This is a genomic window from Leeuwenhoekiella aestuarii, assembly GCF_004104055.1.
GTDB lineage: Bacteria > Bacteroidota > Bacteroidia > Flavobacteriales > Flavobacteriaceae > Leeuwenhoekiella > Leeuwenhoekiella aestuarii.
Genome location: NZ_QOVJ01000003.1, coordinates 23,528 through 45,253, shown reverse-complemented (window position 1 = coordinate 45,253; position 21,726 = coordinate 23,528). Strand labels below are relative to the sequence as shown.

Sequence of the window (21,726 nt, the reverse complement as noted above, 5' to 3'; positions counted from 1 at the left end):
GGGCAGTAAAAAAGCTGCTACTTTCGTAACAGCTTTTTTTAAAATTTATTAGAATTTGATTATCCTCCAAAGTCATCAAAACGGATGTTCTCATCAGGAATACCAAAATCCTCACCCATTTTCTGAACAGCTTTGTTCATTAAAGGCGGTCCACAGAAATACAATTCGATTTCTTCTGGCTCATCGTGTTTTTCTAAATACTGCTCAATTACAGCATTATGAACAAACCCTGTGAAACCATCACCAGGACTATCTATATCTTCTTTTACTTTCCAATTATCTTCTTCTAAAGGCTCAGAAAGAACTAAGTAAAACTTAAAGTTCTCAAATTCTTCTTCTAAATCACGAAAGTGTTTTAAATAAAACAATTCACGCTTAGAACGACCACCGTACCAATAGGTAACTTTACGACCTGTTTTTAATGTTTTGAATAAGTGGTACAAATGTGAACGCATTGGGGCCATACCAGCTCCACCACCTACATAAAGCATTTCTGCCTCAGACTCATTAATGAAAAATTCACCATAAGGACCAGAGATTGTTACTTTATCACCTTTCTTTCTACTGAAAATATAAGAAGAAGCAATACCAGGATTTACATCCATCCAACCGCCTTTAGCACGATCAAAAGGTGGAGTTGCAATACGCACGTTCAACATAATCTCTCTTCCTTCTGCAGGATAAGAAGCCATTGAGTAGGCACGCTCTACAGTTTCAGTGTTCTTCATTACAAGTGGCCAAAGTTTAAACTTCTCCCACTCTTCTTGAAATTTATTAGGATCGTCATGTTCCTCAGGATGCGCAGTAATGTCCATATCAGAAAACTTAACAGTAGTTTCAGGTATTTCTATCTGAATGTAACCACCCGCTTTGTAATCCATATCTTCAGGAATCTCAACTACGAATTCTTTAATAAAAGATGCTACGTTATAGTTACGTACAACAGTTGCTTCCCATTTTTTAATACCAAATACCTCTTCAGGAATCTGGATGTTCATGTCTTGCTTTACTTTAACCTGACAAGCTAAACGAGCACCAGCTGCTAATTCTTTTCGCGTAAAGTGTGGCGTTTCAGTAGGAAGCGCTTCGCCACCACCAGACATTACGTGACACTCACACTGAATACACGTACCACCACCACCACAAGCAGATGGTAAGAATACTTTTTTTCCTCCTAAAGTTGAGAGTAGTGAACTACCAGAATCAACTTCGATTTCTTTTTCGCCATTTATGGTAATTTTTACCGGACCTGACGGAGATAATTTTTCTTTTGCAAAAAGTAGTAATCCTACTAACACAAGGGTTAGTACTAAAAACGCTACTACAGTTGCGGCTATAACTCCTCCTGTACTTGCTGCTAAAAACATATTACTTGTTATTTATTTCTTGAGATACTTCAGCTAAAGATTCATCTTCTGTTGCCGCATCTTGTTTTTGAACTTCTACTTTAGCTACTTCATCAGTAGTTTCAGTTTTCTCTTCACCACCAGTAAGCATCCCTCCAAAACTCATAAAACCAATCGCCATAAGACCGGTAATGATAAAGGTGATCCCCAGACCCCTCAAAGGTGCAGGTACATTAGAATATCTGATTTTCTCACGGATTGCAGCAATTGCAAGAATTGCAAGAAACCATCCGATTCCTGATGCTAAACCATAGTTAAATGCCAACCCTAAAGTTTGAATATCTCTTGATTGCATAAAAAGTGATCCACCAAGTATCGCACAGTTTACAGCAATAAGCGGCAAGAAAATACCAAGTGAAGTATATAATGCTGGGGCAAATTTCTCAACTACAATCTCCACAAGCTGAACCATGGTCGCAATGGTAGCAATAAAGAGAATGAAAGAAAGGAAACTCAAATCATAGTCTGCATACTCAGCACCTAACCAGGTAAGGGCACCCGGGCGTAATACATATTGATCTAATAACCAGTTCATAGGCACAGTAACTGCTAATACAAAGATTACAGCAGCACCCAGACCTACAGCGGTAGAAACTTTTTTAGAAACAGCAAGGTAAGAACACATCCCTAAGAACGTGGCAAAAACCATATTGTCAATAAAAATTGATTTAAAAAATAACTCTACGTGTTCCATTTTTTTATAATAAAAAGTTAGAAAGAAGTTTTAAAGCTCCAATCGTAATCTTTAGTTTTCTTCAATTAATGCACTGTTTCTAGAACGCTGAATCCAGATGATAATTCCAACAACAATTAGCGCCATTGGGGAAAGCAGCATAAAACCATTATTCTCATAACCTATTGCATACAATCCTGTTTTAGCGATAGGATCTCCTAAAACTTTAAAGCCTAGTAATGTTCCAGAACCTAAAAGCTCTCTAAAGAATCCTACTATGATAAGAATCAAACCGTATCCTGCAGCGTTACCAATACCATCAAGAAAAGATCTGTAAGGTCCGTTTCCTAAAGCAAAAGCTTCAAAACGCCCCATAATAATACAGTTTGTAATAATAAGACCTACAAAAACTGAAAGCGTCTTACTCAGTTCATAAGCAAAAGCTTTCAGAACCTGATCCACTATAATTACCAAGGCCGCAACCACTACCAGCTGAACAATAATTCTAATTTTAGAAGGTATGATATTTCGCATAAGCGAAATCACCACATTACCTACAGCTAAAACAAACACTACAGAAAGCGCCATTACAATAGAAGCTTTAAGCTGAGCAGTAATCGCCAGAGCAGAACAGATACCTAATACTTGAATTGTAATCGGGTTGTTATCTGCTAATGGGTCTAATAAAAGCCCCGTATCTTTTTTAGATAATAATGCCATAATTATAATTTTAAGTCTTTTATATAAGGAATGTAAAGCTTAACAGTGCTGTTAATCATTGCAGTTACACCATTACCTGTAATAGTAGCTCCTGCTAAAGCATCTACTTTACCATCATCTTTACGTTCGTTAAGTGGATCATTGTTTCCTTTTGCTACAGTGATTCCTTCGTATTGAGTACCGTTCATGATCTCTTCTCCGGTAAAGTCATCCATAAAGTAGCGCTCTTTGATGTTTGCTCCAAGACCAGGAGTTTCCCCTTTATGATCAAAATAAACACCTTGAACCACATAGTCAGCATCTAAAGCAACAAAACCCCAGATTGCATCCCAAAGCCCTTTACCATATAAAGGAATGATGTAATAATCTTCACCTTCTTTTTCTCCAACAAACAAAGGTAGTTTGCGCTCAGACATATCTTTTGCCAGTTCTCCTTTAAGGTCTATAAGATATGCAGAACTGTCTTTTGTAACTTGACCATTCTGTATAACCAATTGCTCTTTGATGTATTTTGAGAATTCAGCTTCTACTTCACTAGTAGGAATAAAATTCACAGATCCTTCAACATTCTCATTGATGCCCATTGCGTAAAGAATGTTTTGCTGTTTTTCAAAGCGCTCATTTTCAGTAATCGTAGGCTTTAAGCTTGATGCTGTAAAGGCTAACAATGCCCCAACAACAAGCACCATAACTACAGCAAAGATTATCGTGTAACTATTTTTATCTGTATTTGCCATTATTAAGCAGTTTTAAGTTTTAAACGTTTCATACGCTTTTTCACATTCGCCTGTACCACATAGTGATCAATAGTAGGAGCAAAAACATTCATTAAAAGAATTGCTAAAAATACTCCTTCCGGGTAAGCCGGATTAAATACACGTATCATAATCGAGAAAAAACCAATTAAGAAACCGTACCAGTATTTACCGGTATTAGTTTGCGCTCCAGACACAGGATCTGTTGCCATATATACAATACCAAAAGCGATACCGCCTATTATTAAATGTTCCCAGAAAGGTGTGTTCATAAGACCGTAAAACTTACTTCCTTCTGAAATCCACCCTTGATCAACAACACCATTGAAAATAAGCCCCATTACAGCTGCACCTACAATTGCACTAAAAATGATTCTCCAGCTTGCAATCTTAGTGAACATTAAAAACAGACCTCCTAAAATGATTAAGAAGGTTGAAGTTTCTCCCACAGAACCCGGTATAAAGCCAAAAAACTTATCAGCAAAATCATATACTACAGAAGAGTTCTGAGCATAAGCTCCTAAGATAGTCTCACCAGAAATAGCGTCAGGAGTTCCCACAACATCTTTTGCACCGTGAACCCAAACTTTATCACCACTCATCCAAGTAGGATATGCAAAGAATAGAAATGCTCTAATAGTTAATGCAGGATTAAGAATATTCATTCCTGTTCCTCCAAAAACTTCTTTACCTATTACAACACCAAAAACAACAGCAACTGCTAACATCCATAATGGGATATCAACAGGAACAATTAATGGTACAAGCATTCCGGTAACTAAGTAACCTTCTTCTACCTCATGACCTTTAATCACAGCAAAAATAAATTCTACCCCAAGACCTACTAAGTAAGAAACAATCACAAGTGGAAGCACTGTAATAGCTCCCATAGCAAGATTGTCCCAAGTGAAGAAATTACCAAAAAGGCTTGCCTCTCTTATAATTCCGTTTGCAGCGTCTACAGCAGCATAATGCTGATAACCTGCATTAAATATACCCCATATCAAAACAGGGATAAGCGCCATGATCACCGTGTTCATGGTACGCTTTAAATCGTCTACGGCTCTAATATGAGAACCGTTATGAGTAGTTTCATTAGGTGTATAAAGAAAAGTATGAAGCGCATTAAAAGCAGGCGCCATTTTCTTACCCTTGAAATCCTCTTTAATTCCGTGTAGTTTTTCTTTTAATCCCATAGCTTTTATCCTATTTCTTCGTGCATTAAATCAAGTCCTTTGCGAATGATTGCCTGGTGTGGTTGTTTTGACACGCATACAAATTCGGTAAGTGCAAAATCTTCAGGAGCTACTTCATACATACCTAAGGCTTCCATTGCATCAAGATCTTGTACCATACAAGCCTTAAGTAATTGAAGTGGATAAATATCAAGAGGAAAAACCTCTTCATAATTACCAGTCACCACAAATGCTCTGTGTTCACCGTTTGTATTAGTATCTAAGTCGTATTTCTTATTTGGGAATAACCAAGAGAAGGTTAATGCTCTTGAAGAAGAAATTTTATTAAAAACAGGTTTATTCCATCCAAAAAGCTCGTAATCATCACCCTCAGGGATTACAACAAATTCATTATGGTAGTATCCTAGATGACCATCTGCTGCAACTTGATTTCCGGTTAAAACATTCCCGGAGATCATTCTTACATTGTCACTATTAATACCTGCAGAATATGCAAAAGTAGAAACCTCTGCCCCTATTTTTGTTTTGTAATATTTTGGCGCTTTAACCTCAGAACCAGAAACAGAAATAACACGCTCCGGATTGAATTTACCGGTAAGGAAAAGCTCTCCTATAATAACAAGGTTTTCTGGAGTAATTGTCCATACAGTCTCCCCTTTATTTACCGGAGCAATTTTGTTAATCTGCGTACCTACGTTACCACTAGGGTGTGGACCAGAAACAGTATGCATCTCAACTTCACTAAGATTTTCAAAAACAGAGTTTGAAACTTTAGCAACACCAAGATAAACTTTACCAGAAGTCAACTTACTCAACGCAGTAATTGCAGCCTGTAATTGTACTTCCTTTCCTTTTAAACTGAAGTTATAATCAGGAGCTAAAGGAGCACTGTTGTGACCAGAAATGAAGATAGCATCTGGAGTAGTTTTTGTACTCGCGATGATATCATAAGGCCTCTGCTTAATAAATGGCCATAAGCCAGATTCTAGCATACGCTCTTTAATGGCCTCTGCACTGGCGGTATTTACATCAATGTTTGAATGCACTACAGAATCATCTGTACCATCTGCTTCAATAACTAAATGTGTAATTACACGCTTGGCGCCTCGTTTGATTTCAGTGAGTGTTCCACTAACTGGTGAAACAAATTTGATACTCTCATCTTTCTTAGCATAGAAAAGTGGCTCTCCTGCTTTAAAGCTAGTTCCTTCTTTAAACAGCATCTTTGGAGTTACAAGATGAAAATCTGAAGGCTTGATCACATAGGTTCTTGATTTAGGTGCATCGGCAATAGTATGCTCGGCCTCACCCACTAACTTAATATCAAGACCCTTTTTGATCTTAATGTCTTTTGACATAGGAAGTATATGTTAAAGTTCTTGTTATCCTCAACCCTTTATATGCTTGAATTGAGGTGTGCGAATTTACAAATTTTAGAAGCTTATAACACAAACAATAATATAAAAATCTGGCCGGATAATTTTTGTTACATTTGAAGGCGCTCAAACCGCTTATAACAACTAGTTTTATCTCTTATTGAGACTGTTTCCAAATAATGTTTGATGCCAGTAAATTTGCTTCATTACACTTGATTTTTTAAAATGAAAACGTTTTCGGTTTTTTACATGTTATTTTTCTTCTTAACAGGATTTGCTCAGGTGGCAACAGAAACTCCTGCTCCAGCCTACATCAAAACCGTTCAATTTTATGGAAATACAGCACAAAGTCAACTGCCTTTGTTACGATTGGGTGACCCGCTAAGTTTAAGTTTTGATGATATAATAGGTGATGAAGCAGATTATTATTACACCATCACCCACTACAATTATGACTGGACACCTTCAGTTCTTGCAAAAACCGAATATCTAAAGGGTATAGATGATGTGCGTATTATGGATTATACAAATTCCGTAAGCACACTTCAACTTTACACCCATTATGAATTGCAGATACCCAACCAGTATACTACCGCCATTGTAAAATCTGGAAATTATTTATTGCAGGTTTTTAATACAGATGATGAACTTATTTTTTCTAGAAAATTCATGATCTATGACCCTCAGGTAACAGTGGGTGTAGAAATTTTACGTACACGAAATCTAGAGTTTATCGAACAGAAACAAGTTATAAACTTTAATGTAGACTCCGGTGAATCTGTTTTGATCAATCCTGAAAAAACTATAAAACCACTTATCATTCAAAATAACAATCTCAACAACACCATTTCTAACCTTATCCCACAATACAGTATAGGCAACCAACTTCAATATCGTTATGACGAAGAAGCTTCGTTTTATGCCGGCAATGAATTTTTTGATTTTGACAATAAAGACATTCGGGCAGCAACAAATCGCATACAGTACATAGAGCTCATCAACCTCTATCATAATTACTTATACGGAAATACAACCCGTGCAGACAAGGTTTACACATATAATCCTGATCTTAATGGGAATTTTGCAATCAATACCATTCAAGGAAATGAACCTAAAGTAAATTCAGAGTATGCCTGGATTCATTTTAGCTTAGATCACCCTTTACGCCCTGAAGATGAAGAAATTCATATCTATGGAAACTTTAATAATTACACTCTCGAAGAGGCGACTAAAATGCACTATAATCCAGAAAGCGAGCGCTACGAACTAGCCTTATTACTCAAACAAGGATATTATAACTACAAATATACCGTCACAAAAAACGGAGAGAAGCTACCCTACAATCCCGTTGATGGAGACTTCTGGCAAACTGAAAACAATTACGATGTGCTCATTTATTACAAACCACCGGGAGGTCGTTTTGATGAACTCATAGGAGTAGGCAACGCTTTATCTACTTCAATCTCTAACGTGCGCAGAAACTAATAACACGATTTATTTTGGTGCAGTTCTTAAAAATCAATTTTAAATGGAGACCTTAGTATTTTAATCTCCATTTTAGAATAATCGTTTTATATTTAGATTGTGAAAGAAAAACTACAACAATCTTCTCGAAAATCACTCAACTACCGCGGTAACGAATGCCTCAATTGCAATCACCCCTTAGAATTAAGTGACCGTTATTGCCCATATTGTGGTCAATTAAATTCCACAAAAAAGATTTCGCTAAATGATTATTTTGGCGAATTTATTATTAGCGTAGTTAATTACGACTCCAGGTTTAGATATACTATAAAAGACTTGCTCTTTAAGCCAGGTGTTATCACACGTAATTACGCTAAAGGACAGCGTATGCGTTACGCGAACCCTTTTAGATTTTTCCTAAGCGTAAGCATTATCTACTTTCTTTTAAGCGGTTTTTTAGACTTTGTGAAAATCAATGAAGTAGATGCTAATAATCAATCGCTGAAGAACATTTTTAATTTAAATCTCAACTCAGAAAATCCAGAAATACCATTAGATTCTATCAGCTATTATAAAGAGCTAGGCTTAAAAGTTAAAGATAAAGAAAGCCTTAAGAAGCTACCCTTTGCATATATAAGAGAAAGCAGCTTAGATACTATCAACTTTTTTAAAAGAACGACTAGAAAATTTAAATTATTTCAAGACTTCTCAATCAAAACTAAAATCAAGAGTCCCTCACAGGCTATGGACAGTCTGGATTACTCAAAGACCAGACTCAATATTTGGATTTATGAAAAAGAGAAAAGTTTTGAACGTATACTAGATAATCCCATTGAATTTGCTAAATATCTTACCCAAAAAATACCTCTATTCCTATTCTTTCTAGCACCTGTTTTTGCCTGCTTCTTTTTATTGATTTACTTTAAAAGATATTCTTTCAAATCTATTCTATCAGAGCTTACAAACAATTCAAACCCTAAGCTTCTTGTCTTTTTTAAAATACCCTATCTAGGCAGAATATCACTTTATTTAATTGCCGGATTCAAAAAATTATTTATTGTAAAGCGCAATTACAATTATATGGAACACGTGATATTCATTTTCCATATTTTCACATTTCTGTTTTTAGTATTATTACTCTTATTAATTCCTGAATACTTACTGAATGAAGATTTCCTTTCTGGTATTTTTATAACATTTGTAGCTCCATTTTACTTCTACAAAGCCCTACGCAACTTTTACCAAGAAAGCCGATTACGCACTATTATTAAGTTTTTCATATTAAATATTGTATTTTTAATGCTAGGAACATTTGCAGGAGCTTTGTTTTTTATACTCACTGCAGCTTTGTATTAAACATGGTAGAACAAGTCACAAAAGGCATACGCGTATCTGTAGACACCTATTTTGAAGGTTCTTTTACAAAGAACAATGAGATGTTTTATGCGTTTGGCTACCGGGTAAGCATTACAAACAACAGTCAAGACACTGTACAGTTACTTAGCAGATCCTGGTTTATCTATGACGCGCTCAATGTGAGAGAACAAGTAGTGGGAGAAGGCGTTATTGGGAAAAAACCTGTATTGAAACCCGGTGAGACCCACACCTACAATTCTGGTTGTTTGCTCAAGTCTCCTTTTGGTGCTATGAACGGCCACTATACAATGATCAACTTTTCAAACTCTGGTCAGTTTCAGGTAATGATTCCTACATTCAAACTGAGTGCTACACACGTTCTCAATTAAGGCGCTCATAAAGCCAAGTTCATTTTACATATTTAAAGAAAATACACCCCCCTAGCATTCAGGTGTTGCCTTTATTATTTTGTAACTTCCGCGGCTTAGAATTCAATAAGAACACAAAAAAATAAATAACTATGTCAAAAGGATTTTTTGAAGTACCGGTTGCTATAAATGAGCCTGTTAAAAGCTATGCTCCCGGAACTCCAGAACGCGAAGAAGTATTAAAAACTTACAAAGATTTATACAACAGCACAGTAAATGTGCCTCTATATATTAATGGTGAGAAAATAGAAACAGGAAACACACGTACGATGTCTCCTCCTCACGATCACAAACACACATTAGGAACATACCAATTAGCTGAAAAATCTAATGTAGAAGATGCAATTTACGGAGCTCTTGAAGCTCGTAAGAAGTGGTCACAAATGCCTTGGGAACAACGTGCTGCAATCTTTTTAAAAGCTGCAGAGTTAATTCAAGGTCCTTACCGTTATAAAATTAATGCAGCTACAATGCTTGCACAGTCTAAAAACATTTATCAAGCTGAGATTGATTCGGCCTGTGAGCTCATTGACTTTTTACGTTTTAACGTACAGTATATGAGTGAGATTTACACAGAACAGCCAGAGTCTTCTTCTGCAGCTTGGAACCGTGTAGAGCATCGTCCATTAGAAGGATTTATTTACGCGATTACTCCATTTAACTTTACTGCAATTGCCGGGAATTTACCTGCAGCTCCTGCTCTTATGGGCAACACTGTTGTATGGAAACCTAGTGATAGCCAAGTGTATTCTGCACAAGTAATAATGGAAGTTTTTGAGGAAGCTGGTATTCCTGATGGCGTTATCAATATGGTAACCGGTGATCCCGCCATGATTACTGACACGGTATTGGCTAGTCCTGATTTTGCTGGGGTTCACTTTACAGGTTCTACTCACGTATTTAAAGACATCTGGGCAAAAATAGGTGCAAATATTCACAACTATAAAACATACCCACGCATCGTAGGTGAAACTGGTGGTAAAGATTTTATACTAGCACACCCTACAGCAAACCCTAAACAAGTTGCCACTGCTATTTCTCGTGGAGCATTTGAATTTCAAGGTCAGAAATGCAGTGCTGCAAGCCGTGTTTATGTAGCAAAATCAATATGGAATGAAGTAAAAGATTTCCTTTTAGAAGATATTAAGTCTTTTAAAATGGGATCTCCGGAAGATATGAGTAACTTCATCACTGCTGTTATTCACGAAGGCTCTTTTGACAAATTAGCCAAGTATATTGATCAAGCTAAAAATGATTCAGAAGCAGAAATCATTGTAGGTGGTAACTGTGACAAATCCACTGGTTACTTTGTAGAACCCACTGTTATCTTAACAACAAATCCTAAATATACTACGATGAGTACCGAGCTTTTTGGCCCAGTTGTTACGATTTATGTTTATGAAGACGAAAACTGGAGCGAAACTTTAAAATTAGTTGACGATTGTGAATATGCATTAACAGGTGCTGTTCTAGCAAAAGACCGTTATGCGATCACTGAAGCTACGCAAGCATTACAAAATGCTGCCGGTAACTTCTACATTAACGACAAGCCTACAGGAGCTGTTGTAGGTCAGCAACCATTTGGTGGAGCAAGAGCTTCAGGTACAAACGATAAAGCAGGTAGTATTCTTAACTTGCTAAGATGGGTTTCTCCACGTCTAATAAAAGAAACATTTGTAACTCCAGTAGATTACAGATATCCTTTTTTAGGAGAATAAATACCCTCTTTGAATAATTTTAAAAGCTACCAGAAAACCGGTAGCTTTTTTTATTTTGCCTCTCCCAATGTTAACTTAATGTTACGTAAACGTATTTTTAAGGTTAATTAAATCTATTTTCTTATCTTTACTTTATATAAAATATCATGACTATGACGACGGAGGATAAAAAAATGTATGTACTGAAAGTGAAATATTCAGTTATAGATGTTTCTAAAAAGAAGAGTAACAGAAAGATAACACGTAAGAAGGAGAAGTTGTATCTAGTGCGTGATCCTGAAAGTATTGATGAAAAACTTAGAGAATTAGAAGATTCTTTATTAGAAATCGATCAAGAAGAACGCACAACACTCTTAAACAGAGCTCAAGAATTTTTGAGAAGTTTTGGAACCAGATGCAACAGAACGTATTTAAACATGCTTAGAACTTAATAAAAAAGCGACTTAAAAAGTCGCTTTTTTTATGTTTATCAATATCTTATTTTCAACCTTTATACTTCAAAGGAAAATGCACCACTTTTTTAGTCTCATAAAACTCTTCCTTAAAGTAATCTTTTAGATCATAGATTTTTGCAGATGTATACAGCGCTAACTCCTCAGTGAGATCTCCACCTTTAAGATAAAGAATACCGTTTTTCAATTCGTGCTCACTTTTCTTAGCAATTTTTCCTTTCACCCATCTCACAAAAGTTTCCATCTGAGCTACCGCTCTGCTCACGATAAAATCATATTGTCCATCTATATTCTCTACCCTATCATTCGTGACTTTTACATTTTTAAGTCTTAAGCCCTCAGAAACTTCTTCAACCACTTTTATCTTTTTACCGATACTATCAACCAAATGAAACTGTGTTTCCGGAAATAAAATAGCAAGAGGAATACCGGGAAAACCACCACCAGTACCAACGTCTAGTATCGACGCTCCAGGCTTAAAAGATTGCACTTTGGCTATACCTAATGAATGTAAAACGTGTCTCAGATAAATTTCATCAATATCTTTTCTAGAAACGACATTGATTTTAAGGTTCCAGTCTTGATATAATTCGTTCAGCTTTTCAAACTGAAGTAATTGATTATCATCTAGATCTGAAAAATAATGCTTAATAAGTTCCATATTCAACTTTTATAGCAACAAAATTAGGATTTAACGCGTTAAATTAAGGTATTTACAGACCTTAAAAAGATATAAATCTTATTTTTGAGGTTGCATTGTAAACACCCTCTAAAGTGTTGCTTACATTAAGCAAAAAGTTTATGGAAAATATTAAAACAATAAAATTTTCGCGAGTAGATTCGACTAAGTTTTTCCGAACACTCAACAAGCGTGTTAACACGTATTTTAAAGAAAATAATGTAGAACGCACCGGCAACTGGAAACTGTATGTCAAAACCGCTGTGATGTTCTCCTTATTTCTAGCACCTTACTTCATACTCTTAACATTAGATCTTCCGGGCTGGGCTCAACTTTTACTAACCATTGTTATGGGAGTTGGTATGGCCGGTGTAGGTATGAATGTTATGCACGATGGTAATCACGGCTCTTTTTCGAAGAAAAAATGGGTTAATAAAATAATGGGTAGTAGTATTTATATTCTTGCCGGCAACGTTTATAACTGGCAGGTTCAACATAACGTACTACATCATACTTACACCAATATTCATGGTCATGATGAAGACTTAGAAGCGGGTAGAATCCTGAGATTTTCTAAGCATGCTCCTTGGTATAAGCATCACCGTTTTCAACATTATTACTCAATTTTTCTTTATGGCCTTCTGACTTTTAACTGGGCGATAACGACAGATTTTCTACAAATGAAACGCTACCTGAAACGTAAACTTTCTTATGGTGAGTTTCCTAATCCTAAGTTAGAATGGACTAAACTGGTTATTACAAAATTAATTTATGTAAGTATCTGGATCATCCTTCCTATTCTTGTTTTGGATGTTGCTTGGTGGAAAATACTAATTGGCTTTTTTCTAATGCACTACACTGCCGGAGTAATTCTAAGCGTTGTGTTTCAATTAGCGCACGTTATTGACGAAGCAGATATGCCATTGCCAGATCAATCCGGAACGATGAAAAACACATGGGCAATTCACCAGTTATTTACTACCGTTAATTTTTCAACAAAAAATAAAATTGTAAACTGGTTTACCGGTGGGCTTAATCATCAGGTTGAGCATCACATTTTCCCACACATCAGCCACATTCACTACACGAAAATTTCTAAAATCGTTCGCGAAACGGCTAATGAATTTAATTTACCATACAATGAGTATAAGACTACACGCAAAGCGATTATTGCTCATTTTAAATATTTAAAAGAGATGGGGATGCAACCCGCTCTTCAATCAGCTTAATTTTTACATTTTTAAATGGAAACACTTACCAATCAACTATCTGACCGAATTAATAATTTAGCAGCATCTGCTACACTTGCTATGGCTGCAAAGGCTCGTGAACTGCGTGCTGAAGGCAAAGACATCATAGGTCTTAGCCTTGGAGAACCAGACTTCAACACGCCAGATTTTATCAAAGATGCTGCTATACAAGCTGTAAATGACAATTACAATTCATACACTCCCGTAGACGGATATGTAGAATTGAAAGACGCAATTATTAATAAATTTAAGCGTGATAATAAATTAACTTACGATCGTTCTCAAATCGTAGTTTCTACTGGAGCAAAACAGTCTTTATATAACGTAGCACAGGTATGTCTTAATCCTGGAGACGAAGTGCTTTTACCTTGCCCTTACTGGGTGAGTTATTCAGATATTGTAAAACTTGCAGAGGGTGTACCGGTTGAAGTTGAAACTTCTTTGGATACCGATTTTAAAATGACTCCAGAACAACTGGAAGCTGCTATTACTCCAAAAACAAAAATGCTTTGGTATAGTTCTCCTTGCAACCCAAGTGGATCTATTTACAGCGAAACTGAATTGCGCGCTCTTGCAGATGTACTTCAAAAGCATCCTCAAATCGTTGTGGTTAGTGATGAGATTTATGAGCATATTAATTACGTAGGTGGTCATGCGAGTATGGCTCAGTTTGAAGATATGTATGATCGCGTAGTTACTGTAAATGGTGTTGCAAAAGCTTTTGCTATGACCGGATGGAGAATAGGTTATATTGGCGCTCCTACTTACATCGCTCGTGCTTGTAATAAAATACAAGGTCAGGTTACCAGTGGTGCTAACTGTATCGCTCAGCGCGCAGTGATCACTGCTCTTGAAGCTCCTGTGAGCAAAATTCAATATATGGTTGATGAATTTAAAGAGCGTAGAAAATTAATTCTAGGTCTTTTAAAAGACATCGAAGGTTTTGAGTGTAATGAGCCAGAAGGTGCATTTTATGTGTTCCCTAATATTTCTCACTATTTTGGAAAAACCTTAAACGGCACGACAATTAACAACGCTTCAGATTTTGCTTTATACATTCTAGAGCAAGCAAATGTTGCTACCGTTACCGGTGAAGCATTTGGAAACCCTAACTGTATACGTATTTCTTACGCTGCGAGTCAGGATCAAATTAGAGAAGCTCTTGCTAGAATAAAGAAAGCTGTTTCTTAATTTCAGCATTCCTATAACAAACAAAAAGCGACCTGTTTAGGTCGCTTTTCTTATCTCATAGCTTATCTGAATTTTACATTTCAGGAAGGAGAACCGTATCAATTACGTGAATAACACCATTTGATTGGTTTACATCAGCGATAGTTACAGTTGCAATATTACCGGCTTGGTCTTTAATTTTAACCACACCTCCATCAATCATTCCCCACAGTTTTTGACCGTTAACAGTTGTCCACTCAGCAGTTCCTCCTGCAACTTTAATATCTTTCATAATATCTGCTGCAGAATGCTTTCCTGCAATTACGTGATACGTAAGTACACCTTGTAACGCTGGTCTGTTTTCTGGCTCAAGAAGAGTAGCTACGGTTCCTTCTGGTAATTTGTCAAAAGCTGCATTTGTTGGAGCTAAAACAGTAAAAGGACCATCACCTTGTAAAGTCTCTACTAAATCTGCGGCTTTTACTGCAGCTACCAGAGTTGTGTGATCTTTTGAATTTACTGCATTCTCAACGATATTTTTTGTAGGATACATTTCTGCTCCTCCTACCATTTTAGTTTCTTGTGCAGTTACAACAGTTGTTGCAGTGATAAATAAAGCGATAAAAAGTGTTGATAGTGAATTTCTCTTTTTCATAGTGTAAGTTTTTTTTAGTTACGGTTACACATACGAGACAAATCGATTAAAAGGTTTTCGTAATACATTCCTTTAGGAAAATATTAACTAAACTAAGCCATCTGAGAGATTTTACTTTTAATATGCTCTAAGATCATATCTGCATGAACACGTGTGTTTTCTATAAACAATTTACTTGTTTTGAGTCCACTATTAATAACACCGGCAACATAAACATTAGGTAACGGTGTTTCTAAAGTTTCTGGATTATGAATAGGCTTTTTATGATTTTCCTCATCTACAGGAATTCCTAAATTTTCAAATAAGGAATAATCTGGCATATAGCCTATCATAGCCAAAACAAAGTCGTTCTCTATTTCAACTTCTCCTTCTGGAGTGTTCAACACAACAGAATGCGGTTTAATTTCGGTAACCGAAGTTTCAAAATATGCCTTGACCGAACCTTCTTTGATCCTATTTTCAATATTGGGCTTGATCCAGTATTTTGTTTTTGGATAAATCTCATTACTACGAATAGCCATCGTAACCTCAGCACCCTTATAAAATGTTTCAAGAGCCACATCACAAGCCGAATTTGCGGCTCCAATAACCAAAATTTTTTGATTAACATATGGATGCGGACTGTCATAAAAATGCTTAACCTTAGGAAGATCTTCTCCCGGAATATTCAATTTACGAGCGGTATCATAGAAACCTGTAGAAACAATTACAGCTTTAGTATTAAACTGCTCTTTTGGAGTATCTACAATATAACCATCTTCAGTTTGTTGCATTCCAGATACAGGCGTATAGAGCCGTACATTTAATTTCCAACTTTCATAAACCCTGCGGTAGTACTCTAAAGCTTCTTTACGTGTAGGTTTATCATTATGCGCCACAAAAGGCACATCACCAATCTCGAGCAGGTTTGAAGTCGAGAAAAAGGTCATCTGTTCTGGGAAATTATATAGGGAGTTTACCAGCACTCCTTTTTCAAGAATGATGTAGTTGAGTTTTGCTTTTGTTGCTGCAATACCACAGGCTAAACCTATAGGACCACCACCTATTATAATAAGATCGTAATTTTTCAAGACACTATTTTTTTTTGTAGAATTTTAGCTTTAAAAAAGTCTCTTTAGGCTTTAATTCTTATAATCAGTAAAGTTAAACGTTACTAGCGGTTACGCCAAAAGAACGGAGTTAACAGTATCAAAACAGTGAACAGTTCCAGACGACCTATCATCATCAAAAATGCACACCACCACTTGCCTACCATTGGCAATGCATCAAAATTATTAACAGGACTCAAAATCCCAAATGCAGGACCTACATTACCTAGCGAAGAAGCAGAACCTCCCAAAGCGGTTGCAAAATCGAGACCTAAAGCCGCAAGGCCGCAAGCACCTATGATCCATGCGAGTAGGTATAATATGAAAAATCCTAATATATTAAATACAATTTCTTTAGAGACTGCTTTACCATTATGACGCACAGGAAGAATTGCATTAGGATGCAACGTACGCTTAAACTCAAGCACGCCATTTCTTACAATCATCAAATGCCTAACAACTTTAATACCCCCTGAAGTAGAACCGGCAGAACCTCCTAAGAACATCAATCCAAAAAAGATTACAGTCGCAAAAGGTGCCCACATTGTGAAATCTGCTGAAACAAATCCCGTGGTAGTAATTACAGAAATCACCTGAAACAACCCGTGCCTTATAGCACTCTCATATTTTCCTAACACCATAGGGTGGTCTATTGAAGAGACTGAAACATCTGCACGCAGTATAATGATGAGAACCACTAATATGGTAAAACCTACCGTAAAAGCTGTATACAATTTAAATTCCTCGTCTTTCCACACGGAGCGTAATTTTCCTTTAAAAGCGAAATAACTGAGTATAAAGTTTGTACCTGCCAGAAACATAAATACGATAATAATCCATTGTATTGCGGGATTATCATTCCAGTAAGCAACACTGGCATTCTTTGTACTGAAACCACCAGTTGACAATGTACTCATCGCATGGTTAATTGCATCAAAAAATGACATCCCTGCAATTTTAAGCAGAATGGTTTCGGCAACCGTATACCCAAAGTAAATAAGCCAGAGACGCTTTGCAGTATCAGTAATTCTGGGGTGCAATTTATCTGCATTAGGGCCTGGAGCTTCCGCAGCAAAAAGCTGCATTCCACCAATTCCCAACAAAGGAAGAATCGCAATAGCAAGTACAATAATTCCCATACCGCCTATCCAGTGCGTAGTACTACGCCAAAATAGAATTCCTTTAGGTATGGCTTCAATATCATTTAAAATAGATGCTCCTGTGGTTGTATAACCACTCATCGTTTCAAAAAAAGCATTGGTAAAAGAAGGGATTGCACCGGTAATCAAATACGGAAGACAGCCACTCAGCGACATAAAAATCCATCCAAAGGTAACAACAACGTATCCTTCTCGTTTTTGAATTTCCTTTTTATGATCTCGTGTAAAGAACATAAAAAGCATTCCCAAAAATAATGTGATCAGCCCCGAAGAAATTATCCCCAATGCTACTGAAACATCATCATAAAAATAACCAACTAACGCAGAAATAAGCATAAAACCGCCATTAAAAAGCAGCAATACACCCATTAGATGAAAAATGATTTTGTAATTAAGTCTGACTCTGTTAGGCATGTAGTTATATAAACATACGTTCTACTTTATTTATAGAGCGCAGCAGGCAACATACAACAATGCGATCACCTACCTGAATTTTATTTTCTCCTAAAGCAATAATTCCTTCTCCATCACGCACAATACCACCTATGGTAGCAGACCTTGGAAAGTCAAGGTCTTTTATACGCTTGCCTATAACTTTAGAATTAGGTTTAGCGATAAACTCAAGCAATTCTGCATTCATATTGTTGAGTTTAGTCATTGCTACAACATCTCCTTTTCTAATATATCTGAAGATATTATTGGCCGCTAATAATTTTTTATTAATCAACGTATCTATACCTATACTATGAGACAGCTGAAAATAATCCATATTCTCAACTAAGGCAATTGTCTTCTTAACACTCTTAGACTTTGCAACTAGGCAAGACATAATGTTGGTTTCGCTATTTCCGGTTACAGCAATAAAAGCATCCATATCATAAATATTCTCTTCCTCTAGCAATTCTACGTTTCTTCCGTCACCGTTAATCACCAAAGTTTTAGGCAGTTTTTCGGCGAGATCAAATGCTTTATCACTGTCTTTCTCCACCAACTTTACATTAAAATTGTGCGAACACAAGTCACGGGCGGTTTTATAACCTATTTTACTTCCGCCTAAAATCATCACATTTTTAATCTGCTGCTTTGCCTTACCGGTCAACTTGTAAAGTTCTTCTACCCCACCTTTAACCGTCATAAAATAAACCTGATCCCCTTCTTTAAAGATTGTATCTCCACGAGGTATCAAAGTATATTGCGTTCCTTCTCGTTGTATCGCAATAGGCATAAAATGCAAACTCGGGAATATACGCGCTGCTTCTTTTACACTTTTCCCCACAAAAGAAGCAGTACGACTTAATGAAGTCCCCACCATTGTCAAAGCTCCGTTCTCGAACTCATAACTATCGTTAAATGCAGATTGATTGAGCAATAATTCTATTTCTGAAGCGGCTAAACTTTCAGGAGATATCAATTCATCTATACCAAATTTCTTAAACCCGGCTACCTCTTGATTCGCTATAAATTCAGTATTAGAAATACGAGCAATAGTACGCTTTGCTCCCATTTGTTTGGCGAGTACACAAACGGTAATATTTGTCGTTTCGCTAGCTGTAACTGCAATAATCAAGTCTGTACTATCTATACGAGCTTCTTTAAGAACAGCTATTGATGTAGTGTCCCCTCGTATTGTACGGATATCAAGATGCGTATCTGCATAAGCAATCCTATCTTTATCTACATCAATAAGCGTGATGTCCTGAGATTCAAAAGACAGTAATTTAGCCAAATGAAAACCTACTTCACCGGCACCTGCAATAACAATCTTCATAGTTGAGTTTGAAGTAATCTACTCAGAAGCAAGTCTACTAAGTAGTAATATGACAACAATATATCTAAGAGGTTTTTCCTCAAGTTCACTACCCACTTGGTGAGTAAAACCTTGCAAAGATAGTAGATTTAATAGAGATAACTTTAAATATAACAGCCTTCTAAAATAAAAGCGCTAACAGATTTACAAATACTATATTTGCCATTAAAAACAAGTTATGAGCGGCAGCGTGAACCCCTATAAAAATTCTGATAGATCAAAACGGGAACAGGTAGAGCAAATGTTTGATACTATTTCTGGTGAGTATGATGGGCTTAACCGGGTAATCTCTTTCGGAATAGATATAAAATGGCGTAAAAAAGTAGTGAAGATGGTAGCTGCTACCCGACCTCAACGCATTCTTGACGTGGCTACAGGCACGGGCGATCTTGCTATAAATCTTGCTGAAACTAAAGCCAAAAAAATAATCGGACTTGACATTTCTGTCGGAATGCTTAACGTAGGTAAAGAAAAGATTAGTGCTAAAAACCTGGATCAAACTATAGAAATGGTTCAAGGGGATTCTGAAAATTTACCTTTTGAAGACAACTATTTTGACGCGATAACCGTAGCATTTGGTATTCGTAATTTTGAAACTTTAGAAAAAGGTCTTGCCGAAATTCTAAGAGTTTTAAAACCTGGAGGGATTTTTGTTATTTTAGAAACTTCAGTTCCTACAAAGACTCCATTTAAACAAGGTTATGGCATTTATACTAAAACCTTACTCCCTCTTATAGGTCGTGTCTTTTCGAAAGATCGTGAAGCTTATGCTTACTTGAGTGAAAGTGCTTCGGTTTTTCCTTATGGCGAAAAACTCAACAATATTTTACGCAAAATAGGGTTTACTCATGTTAAAGACCACCCACAAACTATGGGGGTCGCTACCATATATTCGGCATCAAAGTAAATCTATGCGTATCATTTTTATCTTTTTATTCCTGACTATTGGGCTTGTTTCTACAACTAACGCTCAATTTTTAACCCGCGAGCGAATTCTCAACGATGAGAACTTTGACAAAAAACCTTGGAGCTGGGGGTACTACTTTGGGATAAACAGATATGATTTCAATTTTGATTATAAAGAAGAACGCCCAGATATTTTCGTAGAACAAAATTATGGCTTCAATGTAGGTTTATTGGGCAACAAGCGTATCAATGATTATCTAGATTTGCGCCTGATGCCGGGGCTGGTTTACAATGCCCGTACTTTATTTTATTTAGACATTCCGGGAGAGGATAATGACAAAATGCGCGAATTAAATTCTACCTATATTCATATTCCTTTACTATTGAAGTTTTCAACTAAAAGGCTTAATAACTTCAGACCTTTTGTAGAAGGTGGTTTTAGTTGGTCATACAACTTATCTAGTAATGAAAAGAATCCTGATGACAACAGCGCAGGACAATTTAGAATGACAAACAACACTTTCTATTATGAAGTGGGCTTTGGCATCGATTTTTATTTACCTTATTTTAAATTTTCACCAAGCATACGCGGTGTTTTTGCACTTAGTGATGAGCTAGTTAGAGATGAAAACCCTAATAGCTTATATACTTCAAATATAGAAGTTATGCAGTCACGCGGAATATTCTTAAACTTTACCTTTCAATAATGTGGGAAGCAGATTTATATAGAGAAAAGCACGGGTTTGTATTTGATTACGGAAAAGACCTCATCAGTATGTTGAACCCCAAAAGTGGCGAACGCATACTTGATTTAGGTTGTGGTACCGGTGAGCTTACGGCAGAAATTGCTGAAAGCGGTGCTGAACTAGTAGGTATTGATGCTTCAGCTGAGATGATTAAGGCTGCACAAGATAAATTCAGCAACATCAAATTTATTGAGGCACGTGGCGAAAGCTTTATAGACTCTGAACAATATGACGCTATTTTTAGCAATGCTACGTTACACTGGATTTTAAATCCTGAAGCTGCTATTTCTGCTATGTATAGTAATTTAAAAACAGAAGGAAGATTACTTCTTGAAATGGGTGGGAATGGTAATATTGAAACTATAATATCTGCTTTGAGTGCTGTTCTTAAAGAAAAAGGATATCTCAAACAATCTCGCACCATCAATTGGTACTTTCCTAAATTAGGTACATATTGCCACTTTCTAGAACAGCGTGGTTTTCAAGTTACTTTTGCGCATTTATATGAGCGCCCAACAAAACTGAAAGATCCTGAAACCGGAATAATTGACTGGTTACAAATGTTTGCCGGAAAGTATTTTACAGACATCCCGGAAAACGATGCTGCTGAAATACGAAAAATCACACAACAACGTGTTTACGAAAATTTACATAAAGACGGATTTTACTATGCAGACTATAAGCGCTTACGTATTTGTGCTTTGAAGTAATAATATTTACT

21 protein-coding genes are annotated in these 21,726 nt (G+C 36.4%); 10 read left to right on the top strand and 11 right to left on the bottom strand.

Annotated features, from left to right (window positions below; translation table 11 throughout):
• Positions 1-59: 59 nt before the first annotated feature.
• The 6 genes from nqrF to DSM03_RS09165 are packed head-to-tail and all read right to left on the bottom strand — an operon-like array spanning position 60 to position 6,108.
• Positions 60-1,367 carry an NADH:ubiquinone reductase (Na(+)-transporting) subunit F gene (gene nqrF, locus DSM03_RS09190; RefSeq protein ID WP_128760214.1) on the bottom strand — a complete coding sequence of 436 codons (1,308 nt, stop codon included), beginning with the start codon at positions 1,365-1,367 and terminating at the stop codon, positions 60-62.
• Position 1,368: 1 nt separating this feature from the next.
• On the bottom strand, positions 1,369-2,100 hold the full coding sequence (gene nqrE, locus DSM03_RS09185) for an NADH:ubiquinone reductase (Na(+)-transporting) subunit E (protein ID WP_128760213.1): 732 nt from the start codon (positions 2,098-2,100) through the stop codon (positions 1,369-1,371).
• Positions 2,101-2,151: 51 nt separating this feature from the next.
• Positions 2,152-2,799: an NADH:ubiquinone reductase (Na(+)-transporting) subunit D gene (locus DSM03_RS09180; RefSeq protein ID WP_128760212.1), complete on the bottom strand. Its 648-nt coding sequence runs from the start codon at positions 2,797-2,799 to the stop codon at positions 2,152-2,154.
• 2 nt (positions 2,800-2,801) lie between these two features.
• On the bottom strand, positions 2,802-3,536 hold the full coding sequence (locus DSM03_RS09175) for a Na(+)-translocating NADH-quinone reductase subunit C (protein WP_128760211.1): 735 nt from the start codon (positions 3,534-3,536) through the stop codon (positions 2,802-2,804).
• Positions 3,537-3,538: 2 nt separating this feature from the next.
• Positions 3,539-4,750 (bottom strand): NADH:ubiquinone reductase (Na(+)-transporting) subunit B, encoded by a 1,212-nt coding sequence (locus DSM03_RS09170; RefSeq protein ID WP_128760210.1) that lies wholly within the window; start codon positions 4,748-4,750, stop codon positions 3,539-3,541.
• Between the two features lie 5 nt (positions 4,751-4,755).
• Complete coding sequence (locus DSM03_RS09165) at positions 4,756-6,108, bottom strand: Na(+)-translocating NADH-quinone reductase subunit A (protein ID WP_128760209.1); 1,353 nt, start codon at positions 6,106-6,108, stop codon at positions 4,756-4,758.
• Positions 6,109-6,351: 243 nt separating this feature from the next.
• Between DSM03_RS09165 and DSM03_RS09160 the strand changes: the two genes are divergently transcribed.
• The 5 genes from DSM03_RS09160 to DSM03_RS09140 all read left to right on the top strand — a co-directional run bounded on the left by DSM03_RS09160 (position 6,352) and on the right by DSM03_RS09140 (position 11,523).
• The gene (locus DSM03_RS09160; RefSeq protein ID WP_128760208.1) at positions 6,352-7,611 is read left to right on the top strand and encodes a type IX secretion system plug protein; all 1,260 of its coding nucleotides are present in this window, start codon (positions 6,352-6,354) and stop codon (positions 7,609-7,611) included.
• Between the two features lie 99 nt (positions 7,612-7,710).
• Positions 7,711-8,946: a DUF3667 domain-containing protein gene (locus DSM03_RS09155; RefSeq protein WP_161567058.1), complete on the top strand. Its 1,236-nt coding sequence runs from the start codon at positions 7,711-7,713 to the stop codon at positions 8,944-8,946.
• A 2-nt stretch (positions 8,947-8,948) separates the two neighbouring features.
• A complete protein-coding gene (gene apaG / locus DSM03_RS09150) occupies positions 8,949-9,335 on the top strand; it encodes a Co2+/Mg2+ efflux protein ApaG (protein WP_128760206.1) in 387 nt (128 codons plus the stop codon).
• Positions 9,336-9,466: 131 nt separating this feature from the next.
• Positions 9,467-11,092 (top strand): L-glutamate gamma-semialdehyde dehydrogenase, encoded by a 1,626-nt coding sequence (pruA, locus tag DSM03_RS09145; protein ID WP_128760205.1) that lies wholly within the window; start codon positions 9,467-9,469, stop codon positions 11,090-11,092.
• A gap of 152 nt (positions 11,093-11,244) precedes the next feature.
• Entirely contained in the window at positions 11,245-11,523 is a 279-nt protein-coding gene (locus DSM03_RS09140) for a hypothetical protein (protein WP_128760204.1), read from the top strand.
• A gap of 52 nt (positions 11,524-11,575) precedes the next feature.
• On the opposite strand, the gene rsmG is transcribed toward DSM03_RS09140, so the two are convergent.
• Positions 11,576-12,205, bottom strand: a complete 630-nt coding sequence (gene rsmG / locus DSM03_RS09135) for a 16S rRNA (guanine(527)-N(7))-methyltransferase RsmG (protein WP_128760203.1) — start codon at positions 12,203-12,205, stop codon at positions 11,576-11,578.
• A 140-nt stretch (positions 12,206-12,345) separates the two neighbouring features.
• Between rsmG and DSM03_RS09130 the strand changes: the two genes are divergently transcribed.
• Both DSM03_RS09130 and DSM03_RS09125 read left to right on the top strand, forming a co-directional pair.
• Entirely contained in the window at positions 12,346-13,452 is a 1,107-nt protein-coding gene (locus tag DSM03_RS09130) for a fatty acid desaturase family protein (protein WP_128760202.1), read from the top strand.
• Between the two features lie 15 nt (positions 13,453-13,467).
• Complete coding sequence (locus DSM03_RS09125; RefSeq protein ID WP_128760201.1) at positions 13,468-14,664, top strand: pyridoxal phosphate-dependent aminotransferase; 1,197 nt, start codon at positions 13,468-13,470, stop codon at positions 14,662-14,664.
• 73 nt (positions 14,665-14,737) lie between these two features.
• Here DSM03_RS09125 and DSM03_RS09120 read toward each other — a convergent pair whose 3' ends face one another.
• The 4 genes from DSM03_RS09120 to trkA form a co-directional block, all read right to left on the bottom strand.
• Positions 14,738-15,298 carry a fasciclin domain-containing protein gene (locus DSM03_RS09120; RefSeq protein WP_128760200.1) on the bottom strand — a complete coding sequence of 187 codons (561 nt, stop codon included), beginning with the start codon at positions 15,296-15,298 and terminating at the stop codon, positions 14,738-14,740.
• Positions 15,299-15,390: 92 nt separating this feature from the next.
• Positions 15,391-16,368 (bottom strand): YpdA family putative bacillithiol disulfide reductase, encoded by a 978-nt coding sequence (locus tag DSM03_RS09115; protein WP_128760199.1) that lies wholly within the window; start codon positions 16,366-16,368, stop codon positions 15,391-15,393.
• Positions 16,369-16,451: 83 nt separating this feature from the next.
• On the bottom strand, positions 16,452-17,915 hold the full coding sequence (locus DSM03_RS09110) for a TrkH family potassium uptake protein (protein ID WP_420813132.1): 1,464 nt from the start codon (positions 17,913-17,915) through the stop codon (positions 16,452-16,454).
• 49 nt (positions 17,916-17,964) lie between these two features.
• Positions 17,965-19,314 carry a Trk system potassium transporter TrkA gene (gene trkA / locus DSM03_RS09105; RefSeq protein WP_128760197.1) on the bottom strand — a complete coding sequence of 450 codons (1,350 nt, stop codon included), beginning with the start codon at positions 19,312-19,314 and terminating at the stop codon, positions 17,965-17,967.
• A 217-nt stretch (positions 19,315-19,531) separates the two neighbouring features.
• Between trkA and ubiE the strand changes: the two genes are divergently transcribed.
• From ubiE to DSM03_RS09090, 3 genes are read left to right on the top strand one after another with little or no spacing between them, the layout of a single operon-like run.
• Positions 19,532-20,260 carry a bifunctional demethylmenaquinone methyltransferase/2-methoxy-6-polyprenyl-1,4-benzoquinol methylase UbiE gene (ubiE, locus tag DSM03_RS09100; protein ID WP_128760196.1) on the top strand — a complete coding sequence of 243 codons (729 nt, stop codon included), beginning with the start codon at positions 19,532-19,534 and terminating at the stop codon, positions 20,258-20,260.
• A gap of 4 nt (positions 20,261-20,264) precedes the next feature.
• On the top strand, positions 20,265-20,966 hold the full coding sequence (porT, locus tag DSM03_RS09095; protein WP_128760195.1) for a type IX secretion/gliding motility protein PorT/SprT: 702 nt from the start codon (positions 20,265-20,267) through the stop codon (positions 20,964-20,966).
• Positions 20,966-21,715, top strand: coding sequence for a class I SAM-dependent methyltransferase (locus DSM03_RS09090; protein ID WP_128760194.1), 750 nt, complete (start codon positions 20,966-20,968; stop codon positions 21,713-21,715). Before porT ends, DSM03_RS09090 begins: the two co-directional genes overlap by 1 nt.
• Positions 21,716-21,726: the final 11 nt, after the last annotated feature.